Origin of the sequence: Enterococcus hulanensis (assembly GCF_005405485.1) — a bacterium.
Taxonomy (GTDB): Bacteria; Bacillota; Bacilli; order Lactobacillales; family Enterococcaceae; genus Enterococcus_A; species Enterococcus_A hulanensis.
Window position 1 is genome coordinate 71,470 of the sequence record NZ_BJED01000017.1, and the last position, 24,572, is coordinate 96,041.

24 protein-coding genes are annotated in these 24,572 nt (G+C 41.3%); 9 read left to right on the forward strand and 15 right to left on the reverse strand.

The window, feature by feature from the left end; genetic code table 11:
- Positions 1-14: 14 nt before the first annotated feature.
- From FFR60_RS17310 to FFR60_RS17325, 4 genes are all read right to left on the reverse strand, one after another.
- Positions 15-803 carry a WxL domain-containing protein gene (locus FFR60_RS17310; RefSeq protein ID WP_137665111.1) on the reverse strand — a complete coding sequence of 263 codons (789 nt, stop codon included), beginning with the start codon at positions 801-803 and terminating at the stop codon, positions 15-17.
- A gap of 21 nt (positions 804-824) precedes the next feature.
- A complete protein-coding gene (locus FFR60_RS17315; protein WP_137665112.1) occupies positions 825-1,586 on the reverse strand; it encodes a WxL domain-containing protein in 762 nt (253 codons plus the stop codon).
- Positions 1,583-2,020 (reverse strand): EF2685/EF0750 family sortase-dependent surface protein, encoded by a 438-nt coding sequence (locus FFR60_RS17320; RefSeq protein ID WP_503826028.1) that lies wholly within the window; start codon positions 2,018-2,020, stop codon positions 1,583-1,585. Before FFR60_RS17320 ends, FFR60_RS17315 begins: the two co-directional genes overlap by 4 nt.
- A gap of 638 nt (positions 2,021-2,658) precedes the next feature.
- Entirely contained in the window at positions 2,659-3,726 is a 1,068-nt protein-coding gene (locus FFR60_RS17325; RefSeq protein WP_171004964.1) for a Fic family protein, read from the reverse strand.
- A gap of 425 nt (positions 3,727-4,151) precedes the next feature.
- On the opposite strand from FFR60_RS17325, the gene FFR60_RS17330 reads away from it, so the two are divergent.
- From FFR60_RS17330 to FFR60_RS17340, 3 genes are read left to right on the forward strand one after another with little or no spacing between them, the layout of a single operon-like run.
- Positions 4,152-5,102, forward strand: a complete 951-nt coding sequence (locus FFR60_RS17330) for an alpha/beta hydrolase (protein ID WP_171004965.1) — start codon at positions 4,152-4,154, stop codon at positions 5,100-5,102.
- Between the two features lie 22 nt (positions 5,103-5,124).
- On the forward strand, positions 5,125-5,583 hold the full coding sequence (locus FFR60_RS17335; RefSeq protein ID WP_088933949.1) for a LytTR family DNA-binding domain-containing protein: 459 nt from the start codon (positions 5,125-5,127) through the stop codon (positions 5,581-5,583).
- Positions 5,576-6,007: a DUF6608 family protein gene (locus tag FFR60_RS17340; protein WP_137665116.1), complete on the forward strand. Its 432-nt coding sequence runs from the start codon at positions 5,576-5,578 to the stop codon at positions 6,005-6,007. Before FFR60_RS17335 ends, FFR60_RS17340 begins: the two co-directional genes overlap by 8 nt.
- Positions 6,008-6,190: 183 nt before the next feature.
- Here FFR60_RS17340 and FFR60_RS17345 read toward each other — a convergent pair whose 3' ends face one another.
- The 5 genes from FFR60_RS17345 to rplM all read right to left on the reverse strand — a co-directional run bounded on the left by FFR60_RS17345 (position 6,191) and on the right by rplM (position 11,553).
- Positions 6,191-7,069, reverse strand: a complete 879-nt coding sequence (locus FFR60_RS17345) for a hypothetical protein (protein ID WP_137665117.1) — start codon at positions 7,067-7,069, stop codon at positions 6,191-6,193.
- A gap of 177 nt (positions 7,070-7,246) precedes the next feature.
- On the reverse strand, positions 7,247-10,129 hold the full coding sequence (locus FFR60_RS17350) for a DEAD/DEAH box helicase (protein WP_249355032.1): 2,883 nt from the start codon (positions 10,127-10,129) through the stop codon (positions 7,247-7,249).
- Positions 10,129-10,530 (reverse strand): (deoxy)nucleoside triphosphate pyrophosphohydrolase, encoded by a 402-nt coding sequence (locus tag FFR60_RS17355; RefSeq protein ID WP_137665118.1) that lies wholly within the window; start codon positions 10,528-10,530, stop codon positions 10,129-10,131. Before FFR60_RS17355 ends, FFR60_RS17350 begins: the two co-directional genes overlap by 1 nt.
- Positions 10,531-10,716: 186 nt before the next feature.
- Positions 10,717-11,109 (reverse strand): 30S ribosomal protein S9, encoded by a 393-nt coding sequence (gene rpsI, locus FFR60_RS17360; protein WP_088933951.1) that lies wholly within the window; start codon positions 11,107-11,109, stop codon positions 10,717-10,719.
- 15 nt (positions 11,110-11,124) lie between these two features.
- Positions 11,125-11,553: a 50S ribosomal protein L13 gene (gene rplM / locus FFR60_RS17365; RefSeq protein ID WP_242550895.1), complete on the reverse strand. Its 429-nt coding sequence runs from the start codon at positions 11,551-11,553 to the stop codon at positions 11,125-11,127.
- A 352-nt stretch (positions 11,554-11,905) separates the two neighbouring features.
- Here rplM and FFR60_RS17370 point away from each other — a divergent pair, with 352 nt between their 5' ends.
- Complete coding sequence (locus FFR60_RS17370; protein ID WP_137665119.1) at positions 11,906-13,114, forward strand: argininosuccinate synthase; 1,209 nt, start codon at positions 11,906-11,908, stop codon at positions 13,112-13,114.
- Between the two features lie 598 nt (positions 13,115-13,712).
- On the forward strand, positions 13,713-15,083 hold the full coding sequence (argH, locus tag FFR60_RS17375) for an argininosuccinate lyase (protein ID WP_137665120.1): 1,371 nt from the start codon (positions 13,713-13,715) through the stop codon (positions 15,081-15,083).
- 44 nt (positions 15,084-15,127) lie between these two features.
- On the opposite strand, the gene lacD is transcribed toward argH, so the two are convergent.
- Genes lacD through pfkB form a run of 4 tightly spaced genes read right to left on the reverse strand, consistent with a single transcriptional unit; the run spans position 15,128 to position 18,945 of the window.
- Positions 15,128-16,102 carry a tagatose-bisphosphate aldolase gene (lacD, locus tag FFR60_RS17380; protein WP_137665121.1) on the reverse strand — a complete coding sequence of 325 codons (975 nt, stop codon included), beginning with the start codon at positions 16,100-16,102 and terminating at the stop codon, positions 15,128-15,130.
- Positions 16,099-16,557, reverse strand: a complete 459-nt coding sequence (locus FFR60_RS17385) for a fructose PTS transporter subunit IIA (RefSeq protein ID WP_137665135.1) — start codon at positions 16,555-16,557, stop codon at positions 16,099-16,101. Before FFR60_RS17385 ends, lacD begins: the two co-directional genes overlap by 4 nt.
- A 13-nt stretch (positions 16,558-16,570) precedes the next feature.
- Positions 16,571-18,013 (reverse strand): PTS fructose transporter subunit IIC, encoded by a 1,443-nt coding sequence (locus tag FFR60_RS17390; RefSeq protein WP_137665122.1) that lies wholly within the window; start codon positions 18,011-18,013, stop codon positions 16,571-16,573.
- Positions 17,995-18,945, reverse strand: a complete 951-nt coding sequence (pfkB, locus tag FFR60_RS17395) for a 1-phosphofructokinase (RefSeq protein ID WP_088933958.1) — start codon at positions 18,943-18,945, stop codon at positions 17,995-17,997. Before pfkB ends, FFR60_RS17390 begins: the two co-directional genes overlap by 19 nt.
- A 147-nt stretch (positions 18,946-19,092) precedes the next feature.
- Between pfkB and FFR60_RS17400 the strand changes: the two genes are divergently transcribed.
- From FFR60_RS17400 to FFR60_RS17410, 3 genes are all read left to right on the forward strand, one after another.
- Positions 19,093-19,842 carry a MurR/RpiR family transcriptional regulator gene (locus FFR60_RS17400; RefSeq protein WP_088933959.1) on the forward strand — a complete coding sequence of 250 codons (750 nt, stop codon included), beginning with the start codon at positions 19,093-19,095 and terminating at the stop codon, positions 19,840-19,842.
- Positions 19,843-20,308: 466 nt separating this feature from the next.
- Positions 20,309-21,838 carry a DUF1538 domain-containing protein gene (locus FFR60_RS17405; RefSeq protein ID WP_137665123.1) on the forward strand — a complete coding sequence of 510 codons (1,530 nt, stop codon included), beginning with the start codon at positions 20,309-20,311 and terminating at the stop codon, positions 21,836-21,838.
- Complete coding sequence (locus FFR60_RS17410) at positions 21,831-22,535, forward strand: transposase (protein ID WP_137665124.1); 705 nt, start codon at positions 21,831-21,833, stop codon at positions 22,533-22,535. The genes FFR60_RS17405 and FFR60_RS17410 overlap by 8 nt, the downstream gene beginning before the upstream one ends.
- A 51-nt stretch (positions 22,536-22,586) precedes the next feature.
- Here the strand turns inward: FFR60_RS17410 and FFR60_RS17415 are convergent, their stop codons facing one another.
- Positions 22,587-23,054, reverse strand: a complete 468-nt coding sequence (locus FFR60_RS17415) for a Dps family protein (protein ID WP_088933962.1) — start codon at positions 23,052-23,054, stop codon at positions 22,587-22,589.
- Positions 23,055-23,165: 111 nt separating this feature from the next.
- Between FFR60_RS17415 and FFR60_RS17420 the strand changes: the two genes are divergently transcribed.
- Positions 23,166-23,870, forward strand: coding sequence for a prepilin peptidase (locus FFR60_RS17420; protein WP_171004966.1), 705 nt, complete (start codon positions 23,166-23,168; stop codon positions 23,868-23,870).
- Here the strand turns inward: FFR60_RS17420 and msrA are convergent.
- Positions 23,852-24,376: a peptide-methionine (S)-S-oxide reductase MsrA gene (gene msrA, locus FFR60_RS17425; protein WP_137665126.1), complete on the reverse strand. Its 525-nt coding sequence runs from the start codon at positions 24,374-24,376 to the stop codon at positions 23,852-23,854. The two genes, FFR60_RS17420 and msrA, sit on opposite strands and share 19 nt — an antisense overlap.
- Positions 24,377-24,572: the final 196 nt, after the last annotated feature.

Below are 24,572 nucleotides of genomic sequence, written 5' to 3' on the forward strand. Positions count from 1 at the left end.
CTTTCTTGTCTTGATTAGTTGCTTGGAACATCCGTTAGTACCCAAGTCAACGTTGTTTCATATTCCACCGCATCTTTAGGTGTTGAGCCGGGTACGCTTAATGCGACACTCTTAGTTACATCTTCGTTTTGTTCTTGACCTGATTCATTTGTTTCTTCTTCTGACTCTACATGGCCCCAATAGTCGACCCAAGTGCCGGCACCAGAACCTGTTGTTGCAGCCATTACTCGTGATTCTGCACCGTCAGGGTTCAAAGTAATCTCTTGCGCAGGTGTTGGCTCAACAACGCCTACCGCATTCGATTTAACTTCTGGTTCTTTTAAAACAATTTGTGCACCAGTTAACACTTTGTTTAATGTGTTCGTCGTTGCCGTTAATTGACCGGTTTCTTTCACATTCAAAGTCCAGCCGCCATTGGTTCCGCGGTTATCAGAAACTTGGACGTAATCAGGTGTATCTGCATGGCCTTCGCCATAATGTTGCGCACGAGCATAGTAAACTTCATCTTTGTTTGAGATTTTATTCACACCAAAATCCAGCGTTGAAGCATAGTCAATGGATAACGGGCCCGGTGTTCCCGGCTCTGGTTCTCCTCCTGGATTAGTTGGATCAGTTGGATCAACTGGGTGTTCTGGATCAGGATCTTCTGGATCAACGGGATCAGTCGGATCAGTATTTGGTTGAAATTCAACCACACCATGTGAATGATATTCATGCGTTTCCGCCGCAAAAGCCGTTGAACCGATCGTTGTTAACGCTACGGTGCTAAGAGCTAAAAAGCTCAATGCTTTGATTGGTTTCATTTTTAGGTTCGCTTCCTATCTTTAATTTTCGCTTCCGTTTTCTGGAATAGATGCTAATGTCCAGTTCAAGGTTGTTTTATATTCTTTGGCTAATTTCACAGATTTACCTGGAACCGTTAGTTGAACTGCTGATTTACCAGCATCCGCAGTATCACCAAAGCGATAAACCCAAGTACCGGCACCCTTGCCTTCTTCTGCTGTGATCGCATCTGAAGTCCCTGGTGTTGTACCATCTCCAGGTGTTAAAGTGATTGATGAAGCGACTGTACCTGGTTTGTAGCCATCCATTGAGTTATCATCAACGGCCGCAACAGCAGAAGCTGTATTGATTTTCAATTGTGCACCGTTTAAGGCTTCACCTTCTGCTGTCTTAAATTGATCTAATTGACCAACTGTTAAAGTCCAACCAGCTAATGTTCCGCGCTTGTCAGTAACTTGCACGTAGTTGCTATCGCCAAACGTTTCGCCATCTGAACCTTTAAATTGGTCAAGCGCTGCGTAGTAAGTTTCATCTTTTGTAGAGATTTTTTGTTCCCCAAATTTGAAATTTGATGCATAATCGATTGATAAAGCACCGCCGACTGGAGTAGGAGGATCAATCGGTTGGATTGGGTTGCCGGGCTCAGTCGGGTCTGTTGGGTCTGTTGGATCTTGACCAGCGACAAAGTTGACTGTTCCGTTTGTCGGCATTGTGCCGCCATCTTCAGCGGCAAAAGCCTGAGCAGTTCCTCCAACCAAACTTAACGCTAAAACAGCGGAAGCGAATAAAATATTTTTTTTCATTTCAAAATTCTCTCCTTTTTCTGTATCCCTAGGAATAATACAAGCGTAAATAATAGTAATGATCCAACCGCTTGAATGGTTGTAAAATCTTGGTCTCCAGCATTTGGTATGATCTCACGACCAGAGGCCGAATAATTCGGAGAAGTCCGAGATTGATTAGATGACACCTGATTCTTATTTCCTTCAGTGGAGGAGTTATCTGGGTAGGCGTTCTCTGGCGCCGAACTTTGCGGTTCCTCTTTTGGTTCTTCATAGCTGCCATAAAAACTCGTTACGCCATGTGAACGATAATCATGCTCTGCCGCATGTACTGCCCCATTGGAAAAAACAAAAACCATTAACGCTGCTGAAATTACCGAAACTATCCTTTTCGTTGTAAAACCCTCCTTTCGATACCTTTTGCTTAAAAATAAGATTTGTTGTCTCTGAGACAAACAACATCATACAAGCACGGCAAAAGAAATTCTATTTTGTTTTTTTAGAAATCAAAAAATTTAAAAACAACATCCTAAACACCTCACCAATCTTTTAAGATCAAAAAGGGGAATATTTCTTATATCTCTCTTTTTTTCTAACGGAATTATACTCTGATATTTGTTTTTTTCAAATTATTTATCTTCTCTAAAAACATTGGGAAAACAAGGCAGAACACGCTTTTATTTTCCGAATAATTGAATAAAATTCGACAGTTAAACGGGATATTGGTTCTTTTTCATGACCTGGGTGATTTTTTTAACAAGAAGCGTTTTCCAAAAAAAGACCAATAAATTTAATGCCAAAATGTAATAAAAAACACGTTTAGATTTATTCGTCAAAACAAAAAGCGGTAATGCTTTTATAAATAGAAGAATCAGAACCACGTTTTTCAGAAATTTAAGGAGTCGATTCGTGCAAATCGACTCCTTTCTTACTGTTTCGGCAACGCAAAAAGACACCCTCCGAATGGAAAGTGTCTGCTTTAGAAAACGGCGAAGCCTTTTAGAGCTGATTAGTCGCTTCCTCATTTTATTGCGATTCAACGAACATCAAAAAATACTGAATTTCATAATAGCTTCTTTATTCAATGCGTGGATTAACTTTTAAATTGAGCAGATAGTTGGTATCTAGTTGAGCGCCCTTGTCCGATTTTCTCAATTTTATTCTCCATTTGCAAATCTGATAGCGCTCGCTCAATTGTTCGCCGACTAATATCGGTCAATATTACTTCCAATTCAGCTCGACTTAGGGGTTCAAAAGATTTTTGCAACGCCAGCAACAGTCGCTCAGCCGGCGTTGATATGCGATTGTTTATAACTTCAAAACGTTCTGAAAAACCTTCGTAAGCTCGCAAAATAATCCCTAACAAATAGCGAACAAACGGCGTATAATCTTGCTCGTTTTTAATCCAGCCAACAGAACTTACCTGTAAGGCTTCATAATACGTTTGTTTCGATTCTTCAATCAGCAGCTCAATGCTAATATATTTTCCCACTAAATAACCGGATTTGTATAATAACAATAAAGTCAGTAGTCGGGACATCCGACCATTTCCATCACTAAATGGATGAATCGATAAGAAGTCTAAAACAAAGCAAGGAATCAGCAGTAAAGGATCAATCTCTCCCTTTTGAACTGCCTGATTGTATTGATAGCACAATTCTTCTACTAAATCTGGCGTTAAATAAGCTGGTGCGGGTACAAACCGAACCCGTTCATTCCCATCTACATCTTTTTCAGTAATGACATTGTCACCACTTTTGAATTTTCCTTTATAGCTTTTAGCAGAATAATTATAGAGATTTTTGTGCAGCGTTAAAATGTCATTGGGCACTACATTAATATACTCATAGCTTTCATGAATCAGTTTCAGAACATCACGATAACCCGCAATTTCTTCTTCATCTCTATTACGAGGAGTGACTTTTTCTTCAACAATTTGTTTCAAGCGACCGTTTGTCGTTGCTATTCCTTCAATTTTATTAGAAGCCTCTGTGCTTTGAATCAACGCTAAATCTGTTAATTTGTTTAAAATTTCTGGCTTTGTGGCAATATACAGCTCTTGTTTCCCCTTATATTCATGAACCTTTGTCAACATATTCAACAAATCATGACTAAGGGATAAATTTTCCAACTCACGATAATTGAATTCTTTCACCGCCATCCACCTCTTTTCTCCGCCATTTTATATCATTTGGCGGAGAAAAACAAACGATGGCGGAGAAAAAAATCCGAAAGCTTTTACTTTCCCCGTCATTCATAGTGATTAAGTTTCTTAAAACCCTAACAGTGATCATCCATGATTTCTGCGCACGAGAAAGATCAGAAATAGCCTCGTATTCTAACTTTTGGGGAATCTTTCTAGTACCATTAAGTTCAATGTCGTTTCTAAAATTTGCATATCATTTCTAGATAAACCTGAATACTAATCCTTAGTAAATGCTTGATCTTTAAATTCACCGCAAATTTTTTTAAAAGTGCAACTCAGCTCCTCCAAAGTGCAACAAAGAAAAACTCGGTAGAAAACCCTTTTCCAATCGCCTATGATGACCTTAAAGATAAAACAAAAACGACATGGAGGAGAACAAAATGAAAAAATCAATCAAAAAGAAAATCATCATCGGGGTAAGTATTTTGTTAGGAATTATCGTAATTGGCGGCATCGGGGGCAGCTACTATTTTGGAAAGTTGGTAACAGAAGGCTTGTTCCACCAAAACGATGGAAACGATACAAAGAAGAATAGTTTGCTGCAGCTGAAGGAATGGGGCTATGATTTGGAGCAATTTAATGCGAAATACTCTGGCGAGACCTTTCACTTGAAGGCTGAAGATGGCAACACATTTCCAGTGACCTCTTACAGCACAGATGGCGATAAAGCGAAAGATACCGTGATTTTGATTCATGGTGCGGGCGGCGATAACGTATTTCTTTCTCCTTTGGCAGAGATTTATTTGGAAAATGGCTGGAACGTGTTGACTTTCGATCTGCGCGGACATGGTGATAACGAAGATCCTTTGGTTACTTTTGGCTACCTAGAGCGAATGGACGTACGTGCGATCGTCGATTATGCAGAAAAAGTAAATTCGGATAAGCAAATTATCGTTCACGGTCAATCAATAGGCGGCGCGACTGCTGGCATGTATGCAGCGACTGAACACGCAGCCAAACATGTGGATGCTGTGATTATGGATTCGCCCGTTTATAGTATGGAGGAAATGTTTGCCGGCGTTTGGCAAGATACCGAAGACATTCCTTTCTCGTATGCTGTCACTTGCGGGAACTTATATATGAAGCTAAACTACGGCTTTACCTTTAAAGATGTTGAAATCACCGAACAACAAAAATATAATGAAATCAAAACACTCGTTATCAAGAGCGAGCAAGATGACGTATGCCTGCCAGAAAAGGTTGAGACCTTATATGAGAATGTTGCCGCAGAGGATAAGGAGCTCGTTTCCATCGATACCGAGCACATTAAAGGCATGCTGGACCAGAAAGAAGAATACACAGCAGCCGTTATGCAATTTCTAGCAAAATAACTGATTGAATTGGAGCCGAACTATGCGGATCAAATTATTTCAAGAGGACGCTCTTGAAGAAGACCGAACAGAAATTTACTATCGTGAAATGACCGAGCAAATTGAGAAAGTCTGCCAATTGCTGGAGGGTTCCGTCCCCCAGCTTTTTGGACTAGAGGATGGCGAGCAGATCCTTCTGTCGCTGGAAGAAATCTTTTATATTGATACCGTCGATAAAAAGACCTTCGCTTACTTAAAAGAGCACGTTTACCAAATCCAAGGAAGTCTAACCTTTCTTGAATCTGCTTTGTCCAAACATGGTTTTTGCCGCATCAGTAAAGCCAATATCGTCAACATTCAGCACATAAAGAAAGTAAAATCCGAAGCCAATATGCGGCTGAAAGTAGTTTTGAATAATCAGGAGGAACTAGTCATCAGCCGCTATTATCGCAAGATCTTTCAAAACTATTTAAAGAAAGTACGAGGTATTTTACATGACTAAAAATCGTTTAAAAGAAATGCTGACAATGATTTGTATCAGCTATACGATCATCTCCCTCGGAACGACCCTATTCGATCGCTTATTTTACGATGGCCGTGACGATTTCTCCAGCCTGCTGTTCAAATTCATCTGTACCACCATTGCAGTGAGCATCTTATACACCCATCCGTTGCTGGAACGCCTATCACCCTTGGCGATGATCGTACTGCAATATGTCGGGGCGATGCTGCTGGTATTTTTGACCATTTGGATTAGCAGCTTTTTTGAAAAATTATACGCAAACAGCTACATCGGCGCCTTCCGCTCCTTTACGATTCTCTACATAATTGGCGCGATCGCCTACTATGTCGGCCTGCATCTTGATGTCCGCAAACAGAATCGATTACTAGAAGAAATTCAGTCGAGTCAGAATAAGCTGCTTTAATGGAGGAGAATCACCGACTATACTTAAATAGAAAAGTTGCGTATACACCTAAACTTTGATTTTAGTGTATACGCAACTTTTTGGTGTTAGGCTATTTATCGACAAATCCAACGTTCTTGTAGTTTTACTTTTATCTATTCAATACTAATCGAGAGCTTAGCCAGTACTCGTTCTCAAGTTGTGTTACTGTACCACAGTCACATCCGAAGTATCCATAAACTTAGTTGATACGACCTTATAAGTTACAGGATAGCCATTTGATTTATCCTCTTCCTCCAACTGCCCCTCATCATTTATTCGAAACATCGTAATCGTATCTACTTGCATCTCACTATGTTTCACTCGAACATAAGCATACCCATTATTATTTTCTGTAATCAGATCATACGGAAACGAACTTCTTCCCATACTGAACTGTTTGTCTAACACCGCACTAACCCATTCTTTGAATTGCTCAGAAGTTAAATTCTTTGTATCAACGCTCGTTTCAGAAGAATTTTCTTCTGGAGCGAAGGACCAAGTTACCATATGACCATCAAGATCTGTTGTCCAATCATCGAAGGAAACAATCCCATTCTTCACAGAATAAGGGATATTTCGTTGTTGAATAATTATCATATTATCGGTCAGCGTATACGAGGTATCATAGTCAGGTCTGTAAGTACCCAGCAATTCAACATGCACAGTAGAGTCATTAGTAAAACTGAACGTTGTCGCTCCATCATGGATTAAGTTTTGCGGCGCTTTATTTTCTGCCATTGCCTGAGCAGCATCTTCACCATCATACAAAACAGGTATCATGGAAAAACGTTTCCCAACTAGCTGTTGCTGTGCCGTGCTTATGATATTTGGATCGCTATTAGACGAATCCTTTACATCATTACTTTGTTTTTCCAAACTACTACTCGTTGTACTAGCCGCTGTTGAGCTGCTGCTAGATTTTTTTACAATACTACTCGTTTGTTTGGTAGACTTTGCTGTAGTATCAGTATTCGATTTTTGACAAGCCCCAAGAAAAAGCAGACTCACAAATAAACCACCAACAATCACTTTCTTCTTCATCCCATACTCCTTTAGTTGAATTATTTACCACTACTAATTGTATACTATATTTCCCCGCTTAATCATTACCAATCAACATATTTAGTTTTATTGAGTGCGGAAAAAATTATCGATAGTGACCTTGTATACTCAAAAAGAAGCCTCTCCGAGTAAAGGGCGAGGCTTCTGAAAATTGAATTATTTAGTCAAACTACCAGTTAAAAACTTATAGATATTTGGCTCAACAGATTGTACAAGATCAAATTCCATTTCTACAACATTTTTCTTTTTATTATCACTCGTTGTTTTTTGAACCTGCTTGATTGTTTCATGTTTTGGCAATACTTCGCCCAAATAATAAAAATCGGTCTCGTTGTCAGTTTTGTTATACCGTCGTTTGACGAATAAATGAACGATCCAATCCTCGTTATTCATCAAAACCTTAACTTCTTTAGATTCTATCGTTCGAGGCGCTTTGGTAAACCAGCGAAATCGTTTCTCATCAAGAAATTCATCTTCATAAGAGATCAATGAGCCTTTAAAATCCTTACCTTTATCCAAGGTAACAAAAATCGCAAAATGATGATTACTGTAAGTATAACCGCCAATTCCTTGTTCATTTTGCTCGAAATTCATGTTAAGGGCACGTAAAACATCTTTACGGCGATATTTCTTATACAAATCCAGTTTGACTGAAAAATTATAATCTTTCGCCTTTTCAAGTCCAGTATCTATTATATCTTGGAACAATTGGACAAAATATTCATCATTTTTAATTTGAGAAAATAAGTCTGTTGAAATTAGCTTGTCGTCATTAATAGTAAACAGCTGAATTTCAGAATACTTTCGCCACAAATTCTTCTCATAAAAGGATAGATCCAATACTTTAAAAATTGAATTAACAATATCTTGATCTGATAGCAAACCTTTTGATTCAAATAATTCTGTCACTTCTTGACGAGTGATTACTTTTCGATCTTCATTCAAAAACAGATTTAAAACTTCTAACTCATGTGATCGAATCCCGTTTAATAGTTCTCCCGTGATAAATTTTAAGATAAGATTCTCTTCGTCGCTGATCCTTGTCTCATTTTCCTTTATCTTAACTAGAAAATTATAGTACGTTTGTTCCTTACTTGCGATCAATAAGGGATCAATACTTCCCAAACGTTTAAAATCGATAAGCATTGGGACACGATTTAAACGATTTTTCAAATCATAAAAGCTCTTTTTTATCTCAGCTAATCCACTCAATTTAGCCTCATCAATTGATTTAAAAATCCGTTCCTTTGCGATTTTTTCAAAATTAATCGTCGACAGTCCCTCAATATAATTCGTATCAAAGGTATCCCGTCGTAAATTATTTTTATTCCGACTATTATCCTCTGAAAAAGCCATCGGGATCATGTAATTATTTTTATAATTCCCAATAAAATCGATGATTGTGACAAATTCTTTTGATGGATCTTTACGCAAACCGCGTCCAAGTTGTTGAATAAAAATGATATTCGATTGCGTGTTTCGCAGCATGATTACTTGATTTATTTTAGGAATATCGATCCCTTCATTAAAAATATCCACAGTAAAAATGTAATTAAGTAATCCATTCTCTAGCTTTTCGACTTCTTTTTCACGTGCTTCTATCGAATGATCTCCTGATAGATAACTACTCGGAATACCTTTTTCGTTAAAAAGGCGAGCAAGCTTTTGGGCTTCATCCTTACGACTACAAAAAACCAATCCCTTTACTTTATTTCCGTAACAGCCATAATAATCAATTTTCTCGATCAAAAAGTCCACGCGTTCATTATCCGTCAGGTATTTTAAATCAGCAGTTTCGTCAATAATATTCCCATTCTTCTCATAGTCAGTCACTCCAAAATAATGGAACGGACATAATAAGTCTTCTTTAAGTGCCTCTTGCAATCGAATTTCATAAGCAATATTGTAATCGAACAGCTCAAAAATATTGAACCCATCCGTTCTTTCCGGTGTAGCTGTCATCCCTAATAAAAACTTCGGTTTAAAAAAATCAATCGTTCGTGTGTAAGATTCCGCTCCAGCTTTGTGGACTTCATCAATCAAAATATAATCAAAGGCTTCTGCACCTATTTGTTGCTGAAATTTTTCTTTGGAAATCGTTTGGATTGTAGCAAATAAATATTTTGCATCAACTTCTTTAGAACTTCCAGAAAGGATTCCGTAGTCGGCATCATCCCCACCGAGAATTTTTTTAAATGTCTCCATTGCTTTATTCAAAATTTGCTCCCGATGCACTACAAACAACATTTTCTCCGGCTTGAAGGCGCCAACATCAAAAGCCGCTAAATAGGTTTTACCCGTTCCTGTTGCAGATATAATCAACCCTTTTCGCTCGCCTCTGTTACGTAAATCAGTCAATCCATTTAACGCTGCTTTTTGCATCGTATTAGGTGTAATATAGTCAGAACTCTCAGCAATAGACTTTGTTAGATTTAGTGTTTGTGGCATAACTAGGGCTTTGTAGTTAATTTTAAAACTAGAAATCCACTTTTCAGTCAATGGTTCTGCGTTTTCCCATTCTTCTTCCAAATGTTCTTTTATTTCAGAAATCAACTCTCCATGGTCCAAAGAAGTGAGTTTAACATTCCACTCATAATTGATTTTTAATGCACTCATCGTTAAGTTTGAACTTCCAATAATGAAGGATTGATGATCTTTATGATTAAAAAGATAGCCCTTAGAATGAAAACCTTCTTTGTCTGAAATGCGTACTTCGACATTAGGAATTTTCAACAGGGATGAAAAAACATCTGGATTATTAAATCCCAAATAAGTCGAAGTCAATATTCGTCCTTTAATCCCTCGCAAGTGCAAATCCATTAATTGTGCCTTGATAGAATCCAAACCGCTCTGAGTAATGAATGCTACAGATAGGGTAAAATCTACACACTCAGCAAATTCTTCTTGTAATGTGGGTAAAAAGAATTGTTTCTTCTCTGGGCGATTGATAATAAATGCTGGACTTAACGGATTAGCATCAATATCCTTATCAAAAAAAGCCCGATTTACAGCCTGCTTTAAATATCCAATATTACTCATCATAAAATACCCTGTTGAATTAATTTTTGCACCGCTGGAATATCTGCTGGTGCCCAATCTAATTGATCCAATTGATCTGTTGAGAGCCATATTGATTGGATATGCTCCGTCAAAACAGGATCTCCTGTCTTCAAATGGCAGAAATACGTTTTTAAAGTAACAATCCCAAAATCATATTCATATGTTGTTGATTCAAATTGGTGATCAGCGATTTCAACTTGAATTCGCAGCTCTTCCATCAATTCTCTTCTCAAAGCCTCTACGGGCGATTCGTCTTTTTCAATCTTACCACCAGGAAATTCCCATAATCTTGCTAAAGCACGTCCTTCTCCTCTTTGGCAACAAAGGATTTTCCCATCACGAATAATAATAGCTCCTACTACAAAAATCTCTTTTTTCATTCCAATAAACCCTCTTATATTAGCGTTATGTTTGATCCCAGGATCTCATAAAATAATGCGATATGCAAATTGTATTCGTTTGAATAGCTCGATAAAGATGACTTTCTCTTTTGTTCAATCAAAAATAAAAAAGACGCTTCGCAAACTGAATTGCGAAACGTCTGAAATGTCGATATATAAAATATATTAACGTTTTGAAAATTGTGATGCTTTACGTGCTTTTTTAAGACCTGGTTTTTTACGCTCAACCATACGTGAATCACGAGTAAGCAATCCAGCGCGTTTTAATGGTGCGCGGAAATCAGGATCTACTTCTAATAGAGCGCGTGAGATACCGTGACGGATAGCGCCGGCTTGACCTGCGTAGCCTCCACCGTTTACATTTACGAATACATCGTATGAACCAGCAGTTTCAGTAACACCAAATGGTTGGTTGATTACTAAACGTAGGTCAGCATGTGGGATATATTCTTCAACGTCTTTTTTGTTTACAGTAATTTTACCAGTTCCTGGTACTAAACGTACGCGAGCAACTGCATTTTTACGACGGCCAGTGCCGATATATTGAACTTGTGCCAATGAATTTCCCTCCTATTAAATCAAGTTTGTGATGTCTAAGACTTCTGGTTGTTGTGCTGCATGTGGATGTTCTGCTCCACCGTAAACGTGAAGTTTCATGCCTTGAGCGCGACCTAAAGTGTTTTTAGGAAGCATTCCTTTAACAGAAGTTTCGACCAAACGGCGAGAATTTTTAGCACGCATTTCGCCTGCTGAGATTGATTTCAATCCACCAGGGTAGTTTGAGTGACGGTAGTAAATCTTGTCAGTTGCTTTTTTACCTGTCAATTTGATTTGATCCGCATTAATTACGATTACAAAATCACCAGTGTCAATATGTGGTGTGAATGTTGGTTTATTTTTTCCGCGTAGTACAGATGCAACAACTGTTGAAAGACGTCCTAAAGGAACATCAGTTGCGTCTACTACGTACCATTTACGTTCTACTTCGTTTGGCTTAGCCATATATGTTGTACGCACGTTTTTTTTCCTCCAATTTCGATTTCGAATGTTTGACAAACACTTGAGTTTCCGGGGCTCTTGTGGGGCAAACAATACCATTTACCATAATACTTGCAAAGCCTTGTCATGTCAATGTTTTTCTCTTTGAAAACGCAAAATATTTTCATTTCCCAAACTTTCTCCTACTATACATAATCGTTCGCAATATACACCGATAAATGAATAAAGAAACGAATGATCGAAATTATTTTGCATAAATATTTAAAAAGTGCTTGCTTTTTGTATTTTACGGTGCTAATATGGCTTCAACACATTAATTAGAATTTAATGAAAAAGCGATAAGGGAGCAATCAGGATGAAAGAAAAAGTAATTTTAGCATACTCAGGTGGTCTCGATACTTCAGTCTCAATCAAATGGCTCGTCGATGAAGGTTACGACGTGATTGCCTGCTGTTTAGACATCGGCGAAGGCCGCGATACCGAATTTATTAAGAACAAAGCGCTGCAGGTCGGCGCCATTGAATCATATGCCATCGACGCTCGTGAAGAATTCTCGCAAGACTTCGTATTAATTGCTTTGCAAGGAAATACCTACTACGAAAATTCTTACCCATTAGTTTCTGCGCTGTCTCGTCCATTGATCTCGAAGAAATTAGTGGAGCTGGCTCACCAAACTGGAGCAACCACGATCGCTCACGGCTGTACTGGTAAAGGAAACGACCAAGTTCGTTTTGAAGTTTCCATCGCCGCCCTTGATCCGAACTTGAAGATCATCGCGCCGGTTCGTGAATGGAAATGGTCCCGTGAAGAAGAAATCAACTACGCGGCTGAAAAAGGTGTGCCGATCCCAGCAGATTTAGACAATCCTTATTCGATCGACCAAAACCTATGGGGACGTGCCTGCGAATGCGGCATCCTAGAAGACCCTTGGGCTACACCGCCAGCTGGCGCTTATGCGATCACCGCTGAATTAGAAGATACACCAGATAAACCAACCATCGTTGAGATCGCTTTTGAAAAAGGCGTTCCGACTGCTTTAGATGGTGAAGAGTTATCATTAGCCTCATTGATTATGAAGCTGAATACCATCGCCGGCGTTCACGGCATCGGCAGAATCGACCATATCGAAAATCGTCTGGTGGGAATCAAATCTCGTGAAGTATACGAATGCCCAGGTGCGGAAGTATTGATGAAAGCCCATAAAGAATTAGAAGATTTGACCTTTGTACGTGAGATGGCCCATTTCAAACCAGTCATTGAACAGCAATTATGCCAAATGATCTATGATGGACTTTGGTTCAATCCAACAATGGATGCGTTGATCGCTTTCTTGAAGCAATCACAAGAAGTCGTAAACGGCGTCTTGCGTGTGAAACTCTTCAAAGGCAACGTCATCGTTGAAGGACGTAAATCTGACAACAGCTTATACAACGAAAACTTGGCAACTTATACGTCTGCTGATACTTTCGATCAAGATGCAGCGATCGGCTTCATCAAGCTGTGGGGCTTGCCAACTAAGGTCCACGCTGAGATCCAAGCAGAGAACAAACAACCGACGATTTAGAAATTTGCAAGAGAAACCAGATGTGAGGCGGCTTTTACTTGCCGGTAAATAAGGCCGTCCGGTTTCACATCTTGCCATTGCTCTTAGGAGAGTTTCTTTTCCTGTAAGGAAATAAGGAAACCAGCAATGTTTTCATCCTGAGGTATCTGAAAAGATGCCTCCTCCCTATAAAGAAAAGCTAAGCGGGCTCGTACAGCTCTCAAGCAATAAGACCAAAATATTGATAAATCGTTTTTCAGATTTCTCAATATTTTTGCTTATTGTCGTAGAGAGCTAGCCCGCGTGCTAGACATCAAACTAAAAGCTTTTCGAACTCGTTCAGCTTTTGAGCAATAAGACTTAACAAAATTTTCGCTTATTGTCGATAAAGCTAGTTCGAAAAGCTAGATATAAAGAAAAGCTAAGCGGGCTCGTACAGCTCTTGAGCAACAAGTCTAAAATTTTTTAAATTGCTCCTCAAATTTACAAAAATTTTCGCTTGTTGCTTCAAAGAGCTAGTTCGATAAACTAGACATCTAAGAAAAGCTAAACATAAAAAAAAGACCGTTGCGACGGTCTTTTTTGCTAAAAATCAATCAATAGAAGCGAGGATAAAACAATGGCAAAATTATGGGGTGGCCGTTTTGATGGAAAAAATGAAGCATGGATTGACGCATTCGGTGCTTCAATTCCCTTCGACCAGCAACTGGCTACACAAGATATCACCGGCAGCTTGGCGCATGTCAAAATGCTTGGTGAAACAGGCATCATTACAAAAGAAGAGTCCCAGCAAATCACCGCTGGTCTAAAAATATTGGCAGAAAAAGCTGCTAAGGATGAATTAACCTTTACGATTGAAAATGAAGACATTCATTTGAACTTGGAAAAGATGCTCCACGACGAGATCGGCCCTGTTGCCGGCAAGCTCCACACCGCCCGCAGCCGAAACGATCAGGTCGCAACCGATATGCATTTATATCTGAAGGAACATTTGACCGAGATCATCGAGAAGGTCCAACATTTCCGCGCTGTTTTGGTCAATAAGGCCGAAGAACATGTGGAAACGATCATGCCCGGCTATACCCACCTGCAGCATGCACAGCCGATTTCTTTTGGTCATCATTTAATGGCGTATTACGGCATGCTGACGCGTGATCAGGCTCGCCTTGAGGAAAGTATGAAGCGTGTCGACATTTCTCCTCTAGGGTGTGCTGCCTTGGCTGGTACGACTTTCCCGATTGATCGTCAGATGACGGCAGACGAGCTGGGATTTGCTGATCTTTACATGAACAGTCTTGACGGCGTGAGTGACCGTGATTTCATTCTTGAATTTTTAAGTAACAGCTCAATCCTAATGATGCATCTTTCGCGTTTTTGCGAAGAGATTATTTTATGGTGCAGCCATGAATTTAAATTTGTCGAATTAACAGATACTTTTTCAACCGGCAGCTCCATCATGCCGCAAAAGAAAAATCCCGATATGGCCGAATTGATCCGCGGGAAATCAGGCCGTGTCTTCGGTGACTTGGTCGGCTTATTAACGGTTATCAAAGGATTGCCGCTCGCCTATAACAAAGACCTGCAGGAGGATAAAGAAGGCATGTTTGATACGGTCCACACCGTAGCCACCAGCTTGGACATCATGGCCGGTATGATCGACACGATGAAGGTCAATACCCAAATCATGCACGATGCCACAGAAAAAGACTTCTCCAACGCGACTGAGCTAGCTGACTATCTAGCTACAAAAGGGATTCCCTTCCGTCAAGCTCACGAAATCGTCGGCAAACTGGTACTGGCCTGCACTCAAAAAGGGATTTATCTGCAAGATGTCCCATTGGAAGAATATCAGTCCATCAATCCAGTGATCGAAGAAGATATCTATGATACGCTGTCATCGAAAACCGCAGTGACCCGTCGCCATTCATTAGGCGGCACCGGCTTTGACCAAGTTCAAAAACAAATTCAACTGGCAAAAGCTGAATTATAATTCGTACAAAAAATCGACTACCCGGCATGGATAGTCGATTTTTCTTATGCATTTGTATAAACTGAAGTCGCAGTTTCTTTTAATACTGCATTCAATTCTTCGATGTTGCGTTTGCCCTCTTCGGATAACCAAGCGATTGCTTGTTCTTCACCTTCTTTTACAAAGGACTCTACACCATTAGCCCACGTTGCCCGTCCGCATAAGACCCCATTGAAGGTCGAGCCTGATTTTTTGGCAAAGCGCAGGGTTTCTTGGAACAGCTCGGCACTAACGCCGGCACTTAGGAAAATGAATGGCAGATCAGCCGCCTCTGATTGTTTTTTGAAGTAAGCCGCTGCTTCTGTTTGACTGTAGCACGCCTCTTGACCGTACCCTTCGACAAAGTTCATGTTTACCGGCACTTCTACCTTCAAGACATCCACCTGATAGCGTTCCTTAGAAAACTCCCGCATCGCTTCAATTACTTTCTTCGGTTTTACTTTGGCATAGTCTAATGAAGCAGCATCGGTGATCTTGGCATCATAGGAAACAATTTCTAAAAAGAATGGGATATCCTCTGCCGTACATTCAGAACCGATCCGTTCCATATAGGCTTGTTTTTGCTGATTGATTTCTTGCGGTTCATCCACATCATAATATAGTAGGAACTTGCACGCGTCGGCTCCTGCTTCTTTCAGACGTTTCACCGACCACACATCCAAGACATCCGGCAAACGTCCCGGCGTAGTTGCGTCATAGCCGGTTTTTTCATAAGCCAGCAACAGTCCGCAATCATTATCCCGCACCTCTGCGGCCGGCAATCCATATTCCGGGTCTAGTAAAATGGCAGACGCATACGGCGTCAATTGCTGAGAAACCAGCTCTTTGAATTTGATCACATCTTCTGCGGTCGCTTCTTTGTATTTGCCGATCATTTTTTTCAAGGCCCCGCGCTGATCGATCGCTAATGCACCGATGATCCCTGCTTCGTTGGTAATTTGCTCTAAGTAACGCTTTTTCCCTGCACTGATTGTCTTCATTCATTCTCACCTATTTTTTCATTTAGTAGTGTCGCGATTGCCGTTTTTGATTGTGCGGCTTTTAATTGTTCCGTGACTTCATTGCGCATCAGCAGCCGCGCGACTGCCGATAGTAATTTCAAATGGGTCGTGCCCGCTTCTGAATCAGGAATAAATAGTGCGATGACAAAGTTGATCAATTGACCATCTAGACTATTCCACTCGATACCCTGATCCAGCGTCACGATGATGATGCTTGGTTCCTTGATGGTCTGATCCTTGGCATGGGGGATCGCAAAGCCATCCATCATTCCTGTGGTGCCTTCATTTTCACGTTCTACTAATTTTTGATAAACCTGCTTCTCATCAGTAGAAATGGCTAACTTTTTCGCCTGTTCCGCTAAGAAATCAAAGACTTCCTTTTGACTAGCCAGCGATTGCTTTAAAAAGATCTTTTCTTCCTGAATAATTCCCATCATCGTTTCCTCTCTATTCCACGATAGCCGATTTATCTGCTTGCTCGGCATTCGCTTTCTTTTCCTTTGCGGCAACACTGCTCTTTTGGATCAAGCCCAAGATCACACCGCCGACGATCGAACCAATCAGAATGGAAAGCACCCATTGGATTTTCCCGGTAACAACTGGTAAAACTAGGAAGCCCCCATGAGGTGCTGGCACTTGTACGCCAAACATATACGTTAAAACAGCAGCGATTGATGAACCCAGCATCATTGTCGGCAATACCCGAATCGGATCTTTCGCCGCAAATGGGATCGCGCCTTCGGTAATATGCGTTGAGCCTAAAATGAAATTGACCAAGCCGGCATTGCGGTCGTTCGTATCGAAATATTTTCCGAATAACAATGTCGCAAATCCGGTGATCAACGGCGGTGCGATACAGGCCGCTGAGACACCCGCCATAAAGGTCGTATTTCCTTGTGCCAATAATGCGGTACCTGTTACGTACGCCGCCTTATTGATCGGTCCGCCCATATCAAAAGCACACATACAGCCGACGATCACACCTAGCACCAAAGGATTTGAATTTTCAAAGCCAGCTAAGAAACTCATCATCCCTTCGTTTACAGCTTTCATCGGTCCTGCCAATAAAGACATCACGATCCCAATGAAGGCGACCCCAATAACCGGATATAAGAAGATTGCTTTCAAGCCGTCTAATTGCTTCGGCAACACTTCCAAGACCTTTTGCAGGAATAAAATGAAGTAACCCGCTAAGAAACCAGCTAAAATTCCGCCTAAGAATCCAGTACCGCCATTCATCGCAACGATCCCGCCAACAAAACCAACGACTAGCCCCGGACGTTTTGCGATTCCTTCAGCAATATACGCAGCCAGCACCGGGACCATCATCCCCATCGCTGCATCGCCGACCGCTTTTAGCATCGCTGCTGTAGAATTGTATTGCGCATTATCAGGATCAAAGGAATAAATTCCCCAAACAGCAAACGAGATCGCGATCAAGACACCACCAGCTACTACGAAAGGCAGCATGTGAGAGACACCATTCATCAAATTTTTATAAATGCTGCGACCAAAGCTGGTGCTGCTCCCAGTTTCTTGTTCCAAAGCATCAACCGATTGATTCTCTGCTGCCAGCGATCCCTTACCTGCCAATGCGTCATCGATCAAACGCTCCGCATCTTTGATTCCCGTACTCACAGAGACATCAATGATCCGTTTTCCCGCGAAGCGTTCCGGATGAACATCCTTGTCTGCGGCAATAATAACCGCGTCGGCATTTTTGATTTCTTCTGCCGTTAATTCATTTTCGATCCCGATCTGTCCATGTGTTTCGACTTTGATGGTGACGCCCTTTTTCTTAGCCGCTTGCTCTAAAGCCTCTTGCGCCATGTAGGTGTGGGCGATCCCTGTCGGACAACCTGTTGCTGCGATTAATTGATAATTTCCCATGTTTTTACCCTCTCTTCTTTGATTTCGATTTGCTTGCTTAGTTCTTCAACATCTAAAAAATCGGTCAGCCCTTTGCGAAAAGCGGTTGAGCTTCCCGCGGCCAAACTTTTCCGTAACGTTTCCTCCAACGGTTGATTGGTCAAATAGCCAGCCAAAAAAGTGCCCAGCAACGTATCTCCGGCACAAGCCGTGTTGACGACTTTGCCTTTTGGCGAATTGCCGCGAATGATCTTATCCTTAGTGAAAAAGATCGCTCCTTCTCCGCCCAGCGACAGCAGCACATTTTGAGCGCCTGCTTCTAACAATTGCTGCCCATAAAACAAATAGGCTTCTTCTGTGTCGATCACTTGTCCAAACCAAGATTCCAATTCCTCTTCATTAGGCTTCAGCAGAAACGGTCGATAAGGCAAACAGTCCATCACTTCTTGATAGCTGCTGTCAAGAATCAGGTGAATTCCGCGCGCTTCGCAGATTTGACTGATCTCAACCAGAATCGCAGGCTCCACCCCGCGCGGCAAACTCCCTGAGATACAAAGATAATCCTTCGCCTGCAAATTTCTGATTTGATCCAAAAAGGCTTGGATCTTTTCAGGCGGTATTTCAGGTCCTTGATTGACTAGTTTATATTCCTCCTTCGTTTGATTGACTTGCGTGAATACATTGATGCGGGTCATCCCAGGAACCTCAATAAAATCAGTGCTGATTGCTTTTTCCCGTAAATAATCTTCGATATAGTTTCCTGTAAACCCTGCACGAAAACCGAGTGCAGTGGTGGTGACTCCCAACATTTTTAGTACGAGCGACACATTCACTCCTTTGCCGTTTGCTTGGATATCATCATCCTTCGTTCGATTTACGGTAAAAGGATTCATGGTGTCCGTTTCGATAAATAGATCAATCGCTAAATTCATGGTACATGTGTAAATAGACATGAGTGACGACCTCCTTGACCTTATTATGGGACATAGCATACCGAAAAGGTTTTCACGTTTAGGCCTTTTTCCTGAAAAGCTTTACATCTTTTTACAACCCATGATACTTTTTAACTAGTAACTACTCGAAGGAAGGTCAGTACAACAATGGAACATAAATTAAGCGACACGGAACAATATCTTTGGGATTTTATCGAAAGCCATATCCTTGAAGTCCCTAATTACTCCATCGTAAAACTTAGCGAGCAAGCCAACGTTTCAACCGCTACGATTGTTCGTACGATGAAAAAGAAAGGCTACGAAGGCTTCACCGCTTTTAAGCACCACTTAAAGGAGCAAGAAAATAAAAACATCAATTTTTCTTCATTGGATAAAGTCGATAAGGGGATTCGGCGAGCCATTTTAAAAAATGAGCAAGAAGTCGTTCGTACGATCAATATGATCGAGATCGGCAACATCGAGGATGCGATCCAGAAGATCAAATTTGCGGAGCGGGTATTTATTTTTGCCCGCGGCTTTTCGGAGATGATCGGCCAAGAAATGATGGTGAAGTTCCAATTGACCGGTAAAAACTGTCAGATGCATACCGACCCGGAAATCATAAAAAATATCAGCCGAAAGCTGACAAAACGAGACATCGTCATTTTCATTTCGCTGAATGGTGAAACGAAGGAGCTCGTCGTGGCCGCCAAAAACTGTTATGATGGAGAGATAGGGTCAATCCTGTTAACGGCGAACAATTCTTCCAGTCTGGTGAATTACAGCGAAATCGCTTTGGTTGGTTTTAAATCAGAAGGTTCCTATTTCCCTGATTACGAAGTTCGCTCGCGCTTGCCATTACAAATTATCGCGAGGATTTTACTTGATTCCTACGCTTTGCGTGTTACGGATAATTAAGAAATAGCCATAATACGGCTTTTAAGTGTCAACTCACGGCAAAAACAACCTTCCCTTCTCAAACAGAAAAAGGAAGATGTACGAGTTGAGAATTGGATTTATTTTTTTCTGGCAGAGAAAATAAATCCTTATTAAATGAACAAGGATGCCAGTCCTACTTTTGGCAGCAGATACATGCAATTACCATTCACGCCTTTTATTTCCAATCCTGAATTCCAACATTTAGTAGGATGGTATGCGGCGTGAATAGCGGAATTATTTTTTCCAAAAGAAAAAATAAATCCTTATTAAATGAACAAGGATGCCAGTCCTACTTCTGGCAGCAGATACATGCAATTATCATTCACGCCATTTATTTTCAATTCTGAATCTTGACGTTTAGTAGGATGGGATACGGCGTGAATAGCGGAATTATTTTTTCCAAAAGAAAAAATAAATCCTTATTAAATGAACAAGGAGTGAATCGATGAATCAAAAATTAAAAGAAAATATTTTAGAATCCTTATCAGCAGTATTACCGATTACCATTACTGTGCTCGTCGTCAGTGTCTTTTTGGTCCCGATGGAGATCGGAACCTTTGCGATGTTTCTAATGGGCGCCGTGATGCTGATTATTGGGATGGGGTTCTTCCAGCTGGGAGCTGAAATGTCCATGACCCCCCTCGGTGAAGGGATGGGGATTCAGCTTTCTAAAAGTAAAAAAATCGGCATCTTGGCCTTCAGTGTCTTTGTTATTGGTGCTGTGATTACTATTGCAGAACCTGATTTGCAGGTACTGGCCGATCAGATGCCGGCCATACCCAGTAATTTATTAATATGGACCGTAGCCATTGGCGTCGGCATTTGTCTAATGATCGCCGTCCTGCGGATCTTATTCAAAATCAATTTATCCCTCTTACTGATGGTGCTGTACGCTATTGTCATTCTGCTCTCTTTTCTAACGCCGAATGATTTCGTGCCAGTGGCTTTTGACTCTGGCGGGGCTACTACCGGACCGATTACCGTTCCCTTCATCTTAGCTTTAGGGGTCGGGCTGGCTTCTGTCCGAAGTGATAAAAATGCTTCTGATGACAGCTTTGGTTTAGTCGCAATCTCCAGCATTGGACCGATCTTGGCCGTTTTATTATTGGGGATTTTCTTTCAGCCCACAGACGCAGCCTATACGCCAACGGAATTTCTTGATGTGAGTACGACCCAAGACGTTATGCGTGAATTCATGCTGGAGCTGCCTCATTTTGCTAAAGAGGTCTTTATTTCCATGCTGCCAATCGCTGTACTGTTTTTCGTCTTTCAACTCATCAGCCGCCGATATCATCACAGACAATACATCCGGATGATCGTCGGTCTGATTTATACTTATATTGGCCTCGTGCTCTTTTTAACCGGAGTCAGTATCGGTTTTGCCCCAGTCGGAAGCTTGCTGGGTGGAGAACTGGCCGCAAGTAAATTCAAGTGGCTGCTGATTCCTATTGGTATGCTGATCGGCTATTTTATCGTAAAAGCCGAGCCGGCCATTCAAGTATTGAACCACCAGGTCGAAAATGTTACAGGCGGCTCGATTTCCGCCGCTTCCATGAACCTCTGCCTTTCTTTCGGGGTGGCAGTCAGTGTGGGCCTTGCTATGATGCGTTCTATCACTGGTGTCAGTATCTATTGGATCATCATTCCCGGTTATCTGATCGCTCTGCTGCTTTCCCGCTTTGTTCCTAAGATATTTATCGGTATCGCCTTTGACTCCGGCGGGGTAGCCAGTGGTCCAATGACCAGTACGTTCCTGCTTCCGCTGTGTATCGGGGTGAGTGAATCCTTAGGTGGAAATATCATGGCGGATGCTTTTGGTGTCGTGGCGCTTGTCGCGTTGACTCCATTGATCGCCATTCAAATCATGGGACTCGTCTACAAATGGCGCGAAGGCCAATCTGATCAAACCGATGCTTTAACAATCGAAGAACTTAATGAAATTGAAGAATGGGAGGACGCTGAAGAGGATGCATAATAAACCGGCAGCACAAATGTTGATATTGATCATTGATCAAAAAGATAAGAAAAAAGCCCATGCCATTTTTAATGCCCATAAAACGCCGGTCCAATATTTATGTATCGGTGAAGGGACAGCAACGAATGAAGTCATGGATTACTTAGGATTAGGGACATCAGAAAAAGCGCTGTTCGTTTGTCCCGTATTAAAAAAATGCGTACCTGATTTATTTGATGCTCTTGGTGAAGGCTTATGTCTCCATAAACCTAACAGAGGCTGTGCATTTACTGTTCCCATCTCTGGTGCGAGCAGTTATGTCCTGAAAGTTTTAGATTCAGAAATGCACGAAAAAATGCAAAAGCACATGGAAAGAGAGGAAAAGCAGATGATCCAAGATGCAAAACATAGTTTACTGATGGTTACGATTAACCAAGGCTTCAGTGAAGAAGTAATGACTGCTGCCACCGAAGCTGGTGCCGCAGGCGGAACGGTTCTACACGCCCGCCGCCTTGATTCGCAAGAAACGATGAGAAAATGGGGCATCAGTATTCAACCAGAAAAAGAAATGGTTTATATCTTAGTCAATCAAGATAAAAAAATGGCCATCATGAAAGCCATCAGCGAACAATGCGGTTTGCTTAGCGAAGCGCAAGGCATCTTGATTTCCATTCCCGTAGACGGCGTGATTGGTTTAAACACCGATACCACTCATTAATAGTGAAAAAGAGGTTCTCATCAATATGATGAGAACCTCTTTTTAATTTAATTAAGCATCAATTTCAGGAGCTTTTCCTAAATGCGCTTGGATCATCCAAATGCGTTTTTCAGTTGCTGTTTTGAATTCGATGAAGATATCTTGCGTTGGATCATCGCCTTCTTCACCAGTTACTTCGATCCCTTTTTGATAAAGATCTGCTAAGTAACGGTAGCCTTCAACAAGTGTAGTTAAGCGTTCTTCCATTGTACGGTCCCAACGTCCTACTTCGTCTGGGATTTTTGTTTGGTCAGCCATTTCACGCAATGTTGAATAAGGTGAGCCGTCTAATGTGATTAAACGTTCTGAAATTTCGTCCAATTGATCGTTCACGTCATCCATGAAATCGTCCATCATTGGGTGTAATGTCAAGAAACCAGGGCCGCGCATATACCAATGTGTTTGGTGAATGACCATGGACATTTGACTTAAGTCTGCAACTAGTTGATTCAATACTTCTTTTGTTTTTTCGAATTTCATTCCTTCATACCTCCTAATTTATCTTCCATTAAAAGCATAATACAATTATGGCAAAAGCACAAAGAAAATGCTGGAAATTCGCTCTTTTTTCGTAACTTATTAGAAAAGGAGGTGAAAGCGATCACACATTTCATTTTTGGAACGATCATCGGGTCTTTTTTAGCTGTCGTTTGTTTCCGCCTCCCGAAAAACGAATCATTACTTTATCCGCCGTCGCATTGTGATCATTGCAAACATCGGCTGCGGCCAAGCGAAATGATCCCATTGATTTCCGCATTGCATCAAAGGTTCCGTTGTACCCACTGCCAGCAAAAATTCTCTCCACGCAGTTTTTGGCTGGAAATTTTTTGCGGACTGCTCTTTTTGATTTTTTTGCACGATTTACAATGGATCAACCTTTGGCGGCTGTTTTGGCTATTAAGTGCCTTCGTTTTAGCCGTAATTGATGGGGAGCTGTTCATTGTGGAGATGAGGATTTTTTGGACAACAGGAGTGATTTTGCTAATTAGCGGGCTCTTTCTTTTCCAATTTTATTGGACGCATCCGCTGATTGTCTGCGGACTCTTTTATCTTAGCCAAAAAATTCTCCCAGACAGCTTAGGTCTGGGAGATCTTTGGGTGATTGGGCTATGGAGCTTCTTTCTGTCTGGCTACGAGCTGCTGCAGCTGCTCTTCATCGCTTCGCTTAGCGGTATCGGCTTTTTCAGCTATCAAGCATTTCGTAAAAAAGTCCCAGAGAAGCTGCCTTTTCTGCCCTTCTTATTTATTGGACTGTTGGTCCTGCTTTTGAAAAATCATTACGCGTCCCAATTTTGACGAATAAATCCGCGCCGGCCGGAGCCTTCACTATAAGCTGTATAGTGTTCAGGATTTTTCCGATAAAAATCTTGATGATACTCTTCCGCAGGATAAAAGACCTGTGCCGGCTCGATTGCTGTAACGATCGGCTCTTTGAAACGTCCACTAGCCTGCAGCTGCGCTTTCGATGCTTCTGCGGCTTCCTTTTGTTCCGGTGAAGCATAAAAAATCACCGCACGATAAGAATCGCCGCGATCGGCAAACTGACCAAAAGCATCAGTCGGATCGGTCTGCTGCCAATAAATCTCTACCAATTCCTGATAAGAGATGACCGCCGGATCGAAGGTAATCTCCACCGCCTCAGTATGTCCGGTCGCGCCGCTGCAAACTTCTTCATACGTTGGATTCGGCACATGCCCGCCCGTATAACCGGATACTACCTTTTTAATTCCCGGCATTTGATCGAAAGGCTTCACCATACACCAAAAACAGCCGCCGGCAAAAATTGCTTTTTCTTCTGTCATAAGATCGTCTCCTTTTGATTTCATCATAACCATTTTTAGCAAAATTGAAATGAATCTGCTCAATATTAGAAAGACTTTGCGAACTCGCTCAGCTTTGCCAGTTTTTCTCCACACTTTAGCGTGATTAGAAAAATGATTTCTTAGTTAAGAGTTAGCTGAGCACCAAGTAGGTACTGTTCCACCTCAGCTCCAAAAA

Excerpts from the sequence above, each read along its gene's own strand:
- FFR60_RS17340 (WP_137665116.1), top strand. The coding sequence starts at position 5,576 with ATGACTAAAAATCGTTTAAAAGAAATGCTGACAATGATTTGTATCAGC.
- FFR60_RS17405 (WP_137665123.1), top strand. The coding sequence starts at position 20,309 with ATGAATCAAAAATTAAAAGAAAATATTTTAGAATCCTTATCAGCAGTA.
- pfkB (WP_088933958.1), bottom strand. The coding sequence starts at position 18,945 with ATGTCTATTTACACATGTACCATGAATTTAGCGATTGATCTATTTATC.
- rplM (WP_242550895.1), bottom strand. The coding sequence starts at position 11,553 with ATGGCTAAGCCAAACGAAGTAGAACGTAAATGGTACGTAGTAGACGCA.
- FFR60_RS17315 (WP_137665112.1), bottom strand. The coding sequence starts at position 1,586 with ATGAAAAAAAATATTTTATTCGCTTCCGCTGTTTTAGCGTTAAGTTTG.
- msrA (WP_137665126.1), bottom strand. The coding sequence starts at position 24,376 with ATGACAGAAGAAAAAGCAATTTTTGCCGGCGGCTGTTTTTGGTGTATG.
- FFR60_RS17350 (WP_249355032.1), bottom strand. The coding sequence starts at position 10,129 with ATGAGTAATATTGGATATTTAAAGCAGGCTGTAAATCGGGCTTTTTTT.
- FFR60_RS17400 (WP_088933959.1), top strand. The coding sequence starts at position 19,093 with ATGGAACATAAATTAAGCGACACGGAACAATATCTTTGGGATTTTATC.
- argH (WP_137665120.1), top strand. The coding sequence starts at position 13,713 with ATGGCAAAATTATGGGGTGGCCGTTTTGATGGAAAAAATGAAGCATGG.
- lacD (WP_137665121.1), bottom strand. The coding sequence starts at position 16,102 with ATGAAGACAATCAGTGCAGGGAAAAAGCGTTACTTAGAGCAAATTACC.
- FFR60_RS17335 (WP_088933949.1), top strand. The coding sequence starts at position 5,125 with ATGCGGATCAAATTATTTCAAGAGGACGCTCTTGAAGAAGACCGAACA.
- FFR60_RS17385 (WP_137665135.1), bottom strand. The coding sequence starts at position 16,557 with ATGGGAATTATTCAGGAAGAAAAGATCTTTTTAAAGCAATCGCTGGCT.
- FFR60_RS17330 (WP_171004965.1), top strand. The coding sequence starts at position 4,152 with ATGAAAAAATCAATCAAAAAGAAAATCATCATCGGGGTAAGTATTTTG.
- FFR60_RS17370 (WP_137665119.1), top strand. The coding sequence starts at position 11,906 with ATGAAAGAAAAAGTAATTTTAGCATACTCAGGTGGTCTCGATACTTCA.
- FFR60_RS17325 (WP_171004964.1), bottom strand. The coding sequence starts at position 3,726 with ATGGCGGTGAAAGAATTCAATTATCGTGAGTTGGAAAATTTATCCCTT.
- FFR60_RS17415 (WP_088933962.1), bottom strand. The coding sequence starts at position 23,054 with ATGAAATTCGAAAAAACAAAAGAAGTATTGAATCAACTAGTTGCAGAC.
- FFR60_RS17345 (WP_137665117.1), bottom strand. The coding sequence starts at position 7,069 with ATGAAGAAGAAAGTGATTGTTGGTGGTTTATTTGTGAGTCTGCTTTTT.
- FFR60_RS17355 (WP_137665118.1), bottom strand. The coding sequence starts at position 10,530 with ATGAAAAAAGAGATTTTTGTAGTAGGAGCTATTATTATTCGTGATGGG.
- FFR60_RS17390 (WP_137665122.1), bottom strand. The coding sequence starts at position 18,013 with ATGGGAAATTATCAATTAATCGCAGCAACAGGTTGTCCGACAGGGATC.
- FFR60_RS17410 (WP_137665124.1), top strand. The coding sequence starts at position 21,831 with ATGCATAATAAACCGGCAGCACAAATGTTGATATTGATCATTGATCAA.
- FFR60_RS17310 (WP_137665111.1), bottom strand. The coding sequence starts at position 803 with ATGAAACCAATCAAAGCATTGAGCTTTTTAGCTCTTAGCACCGTAGCG.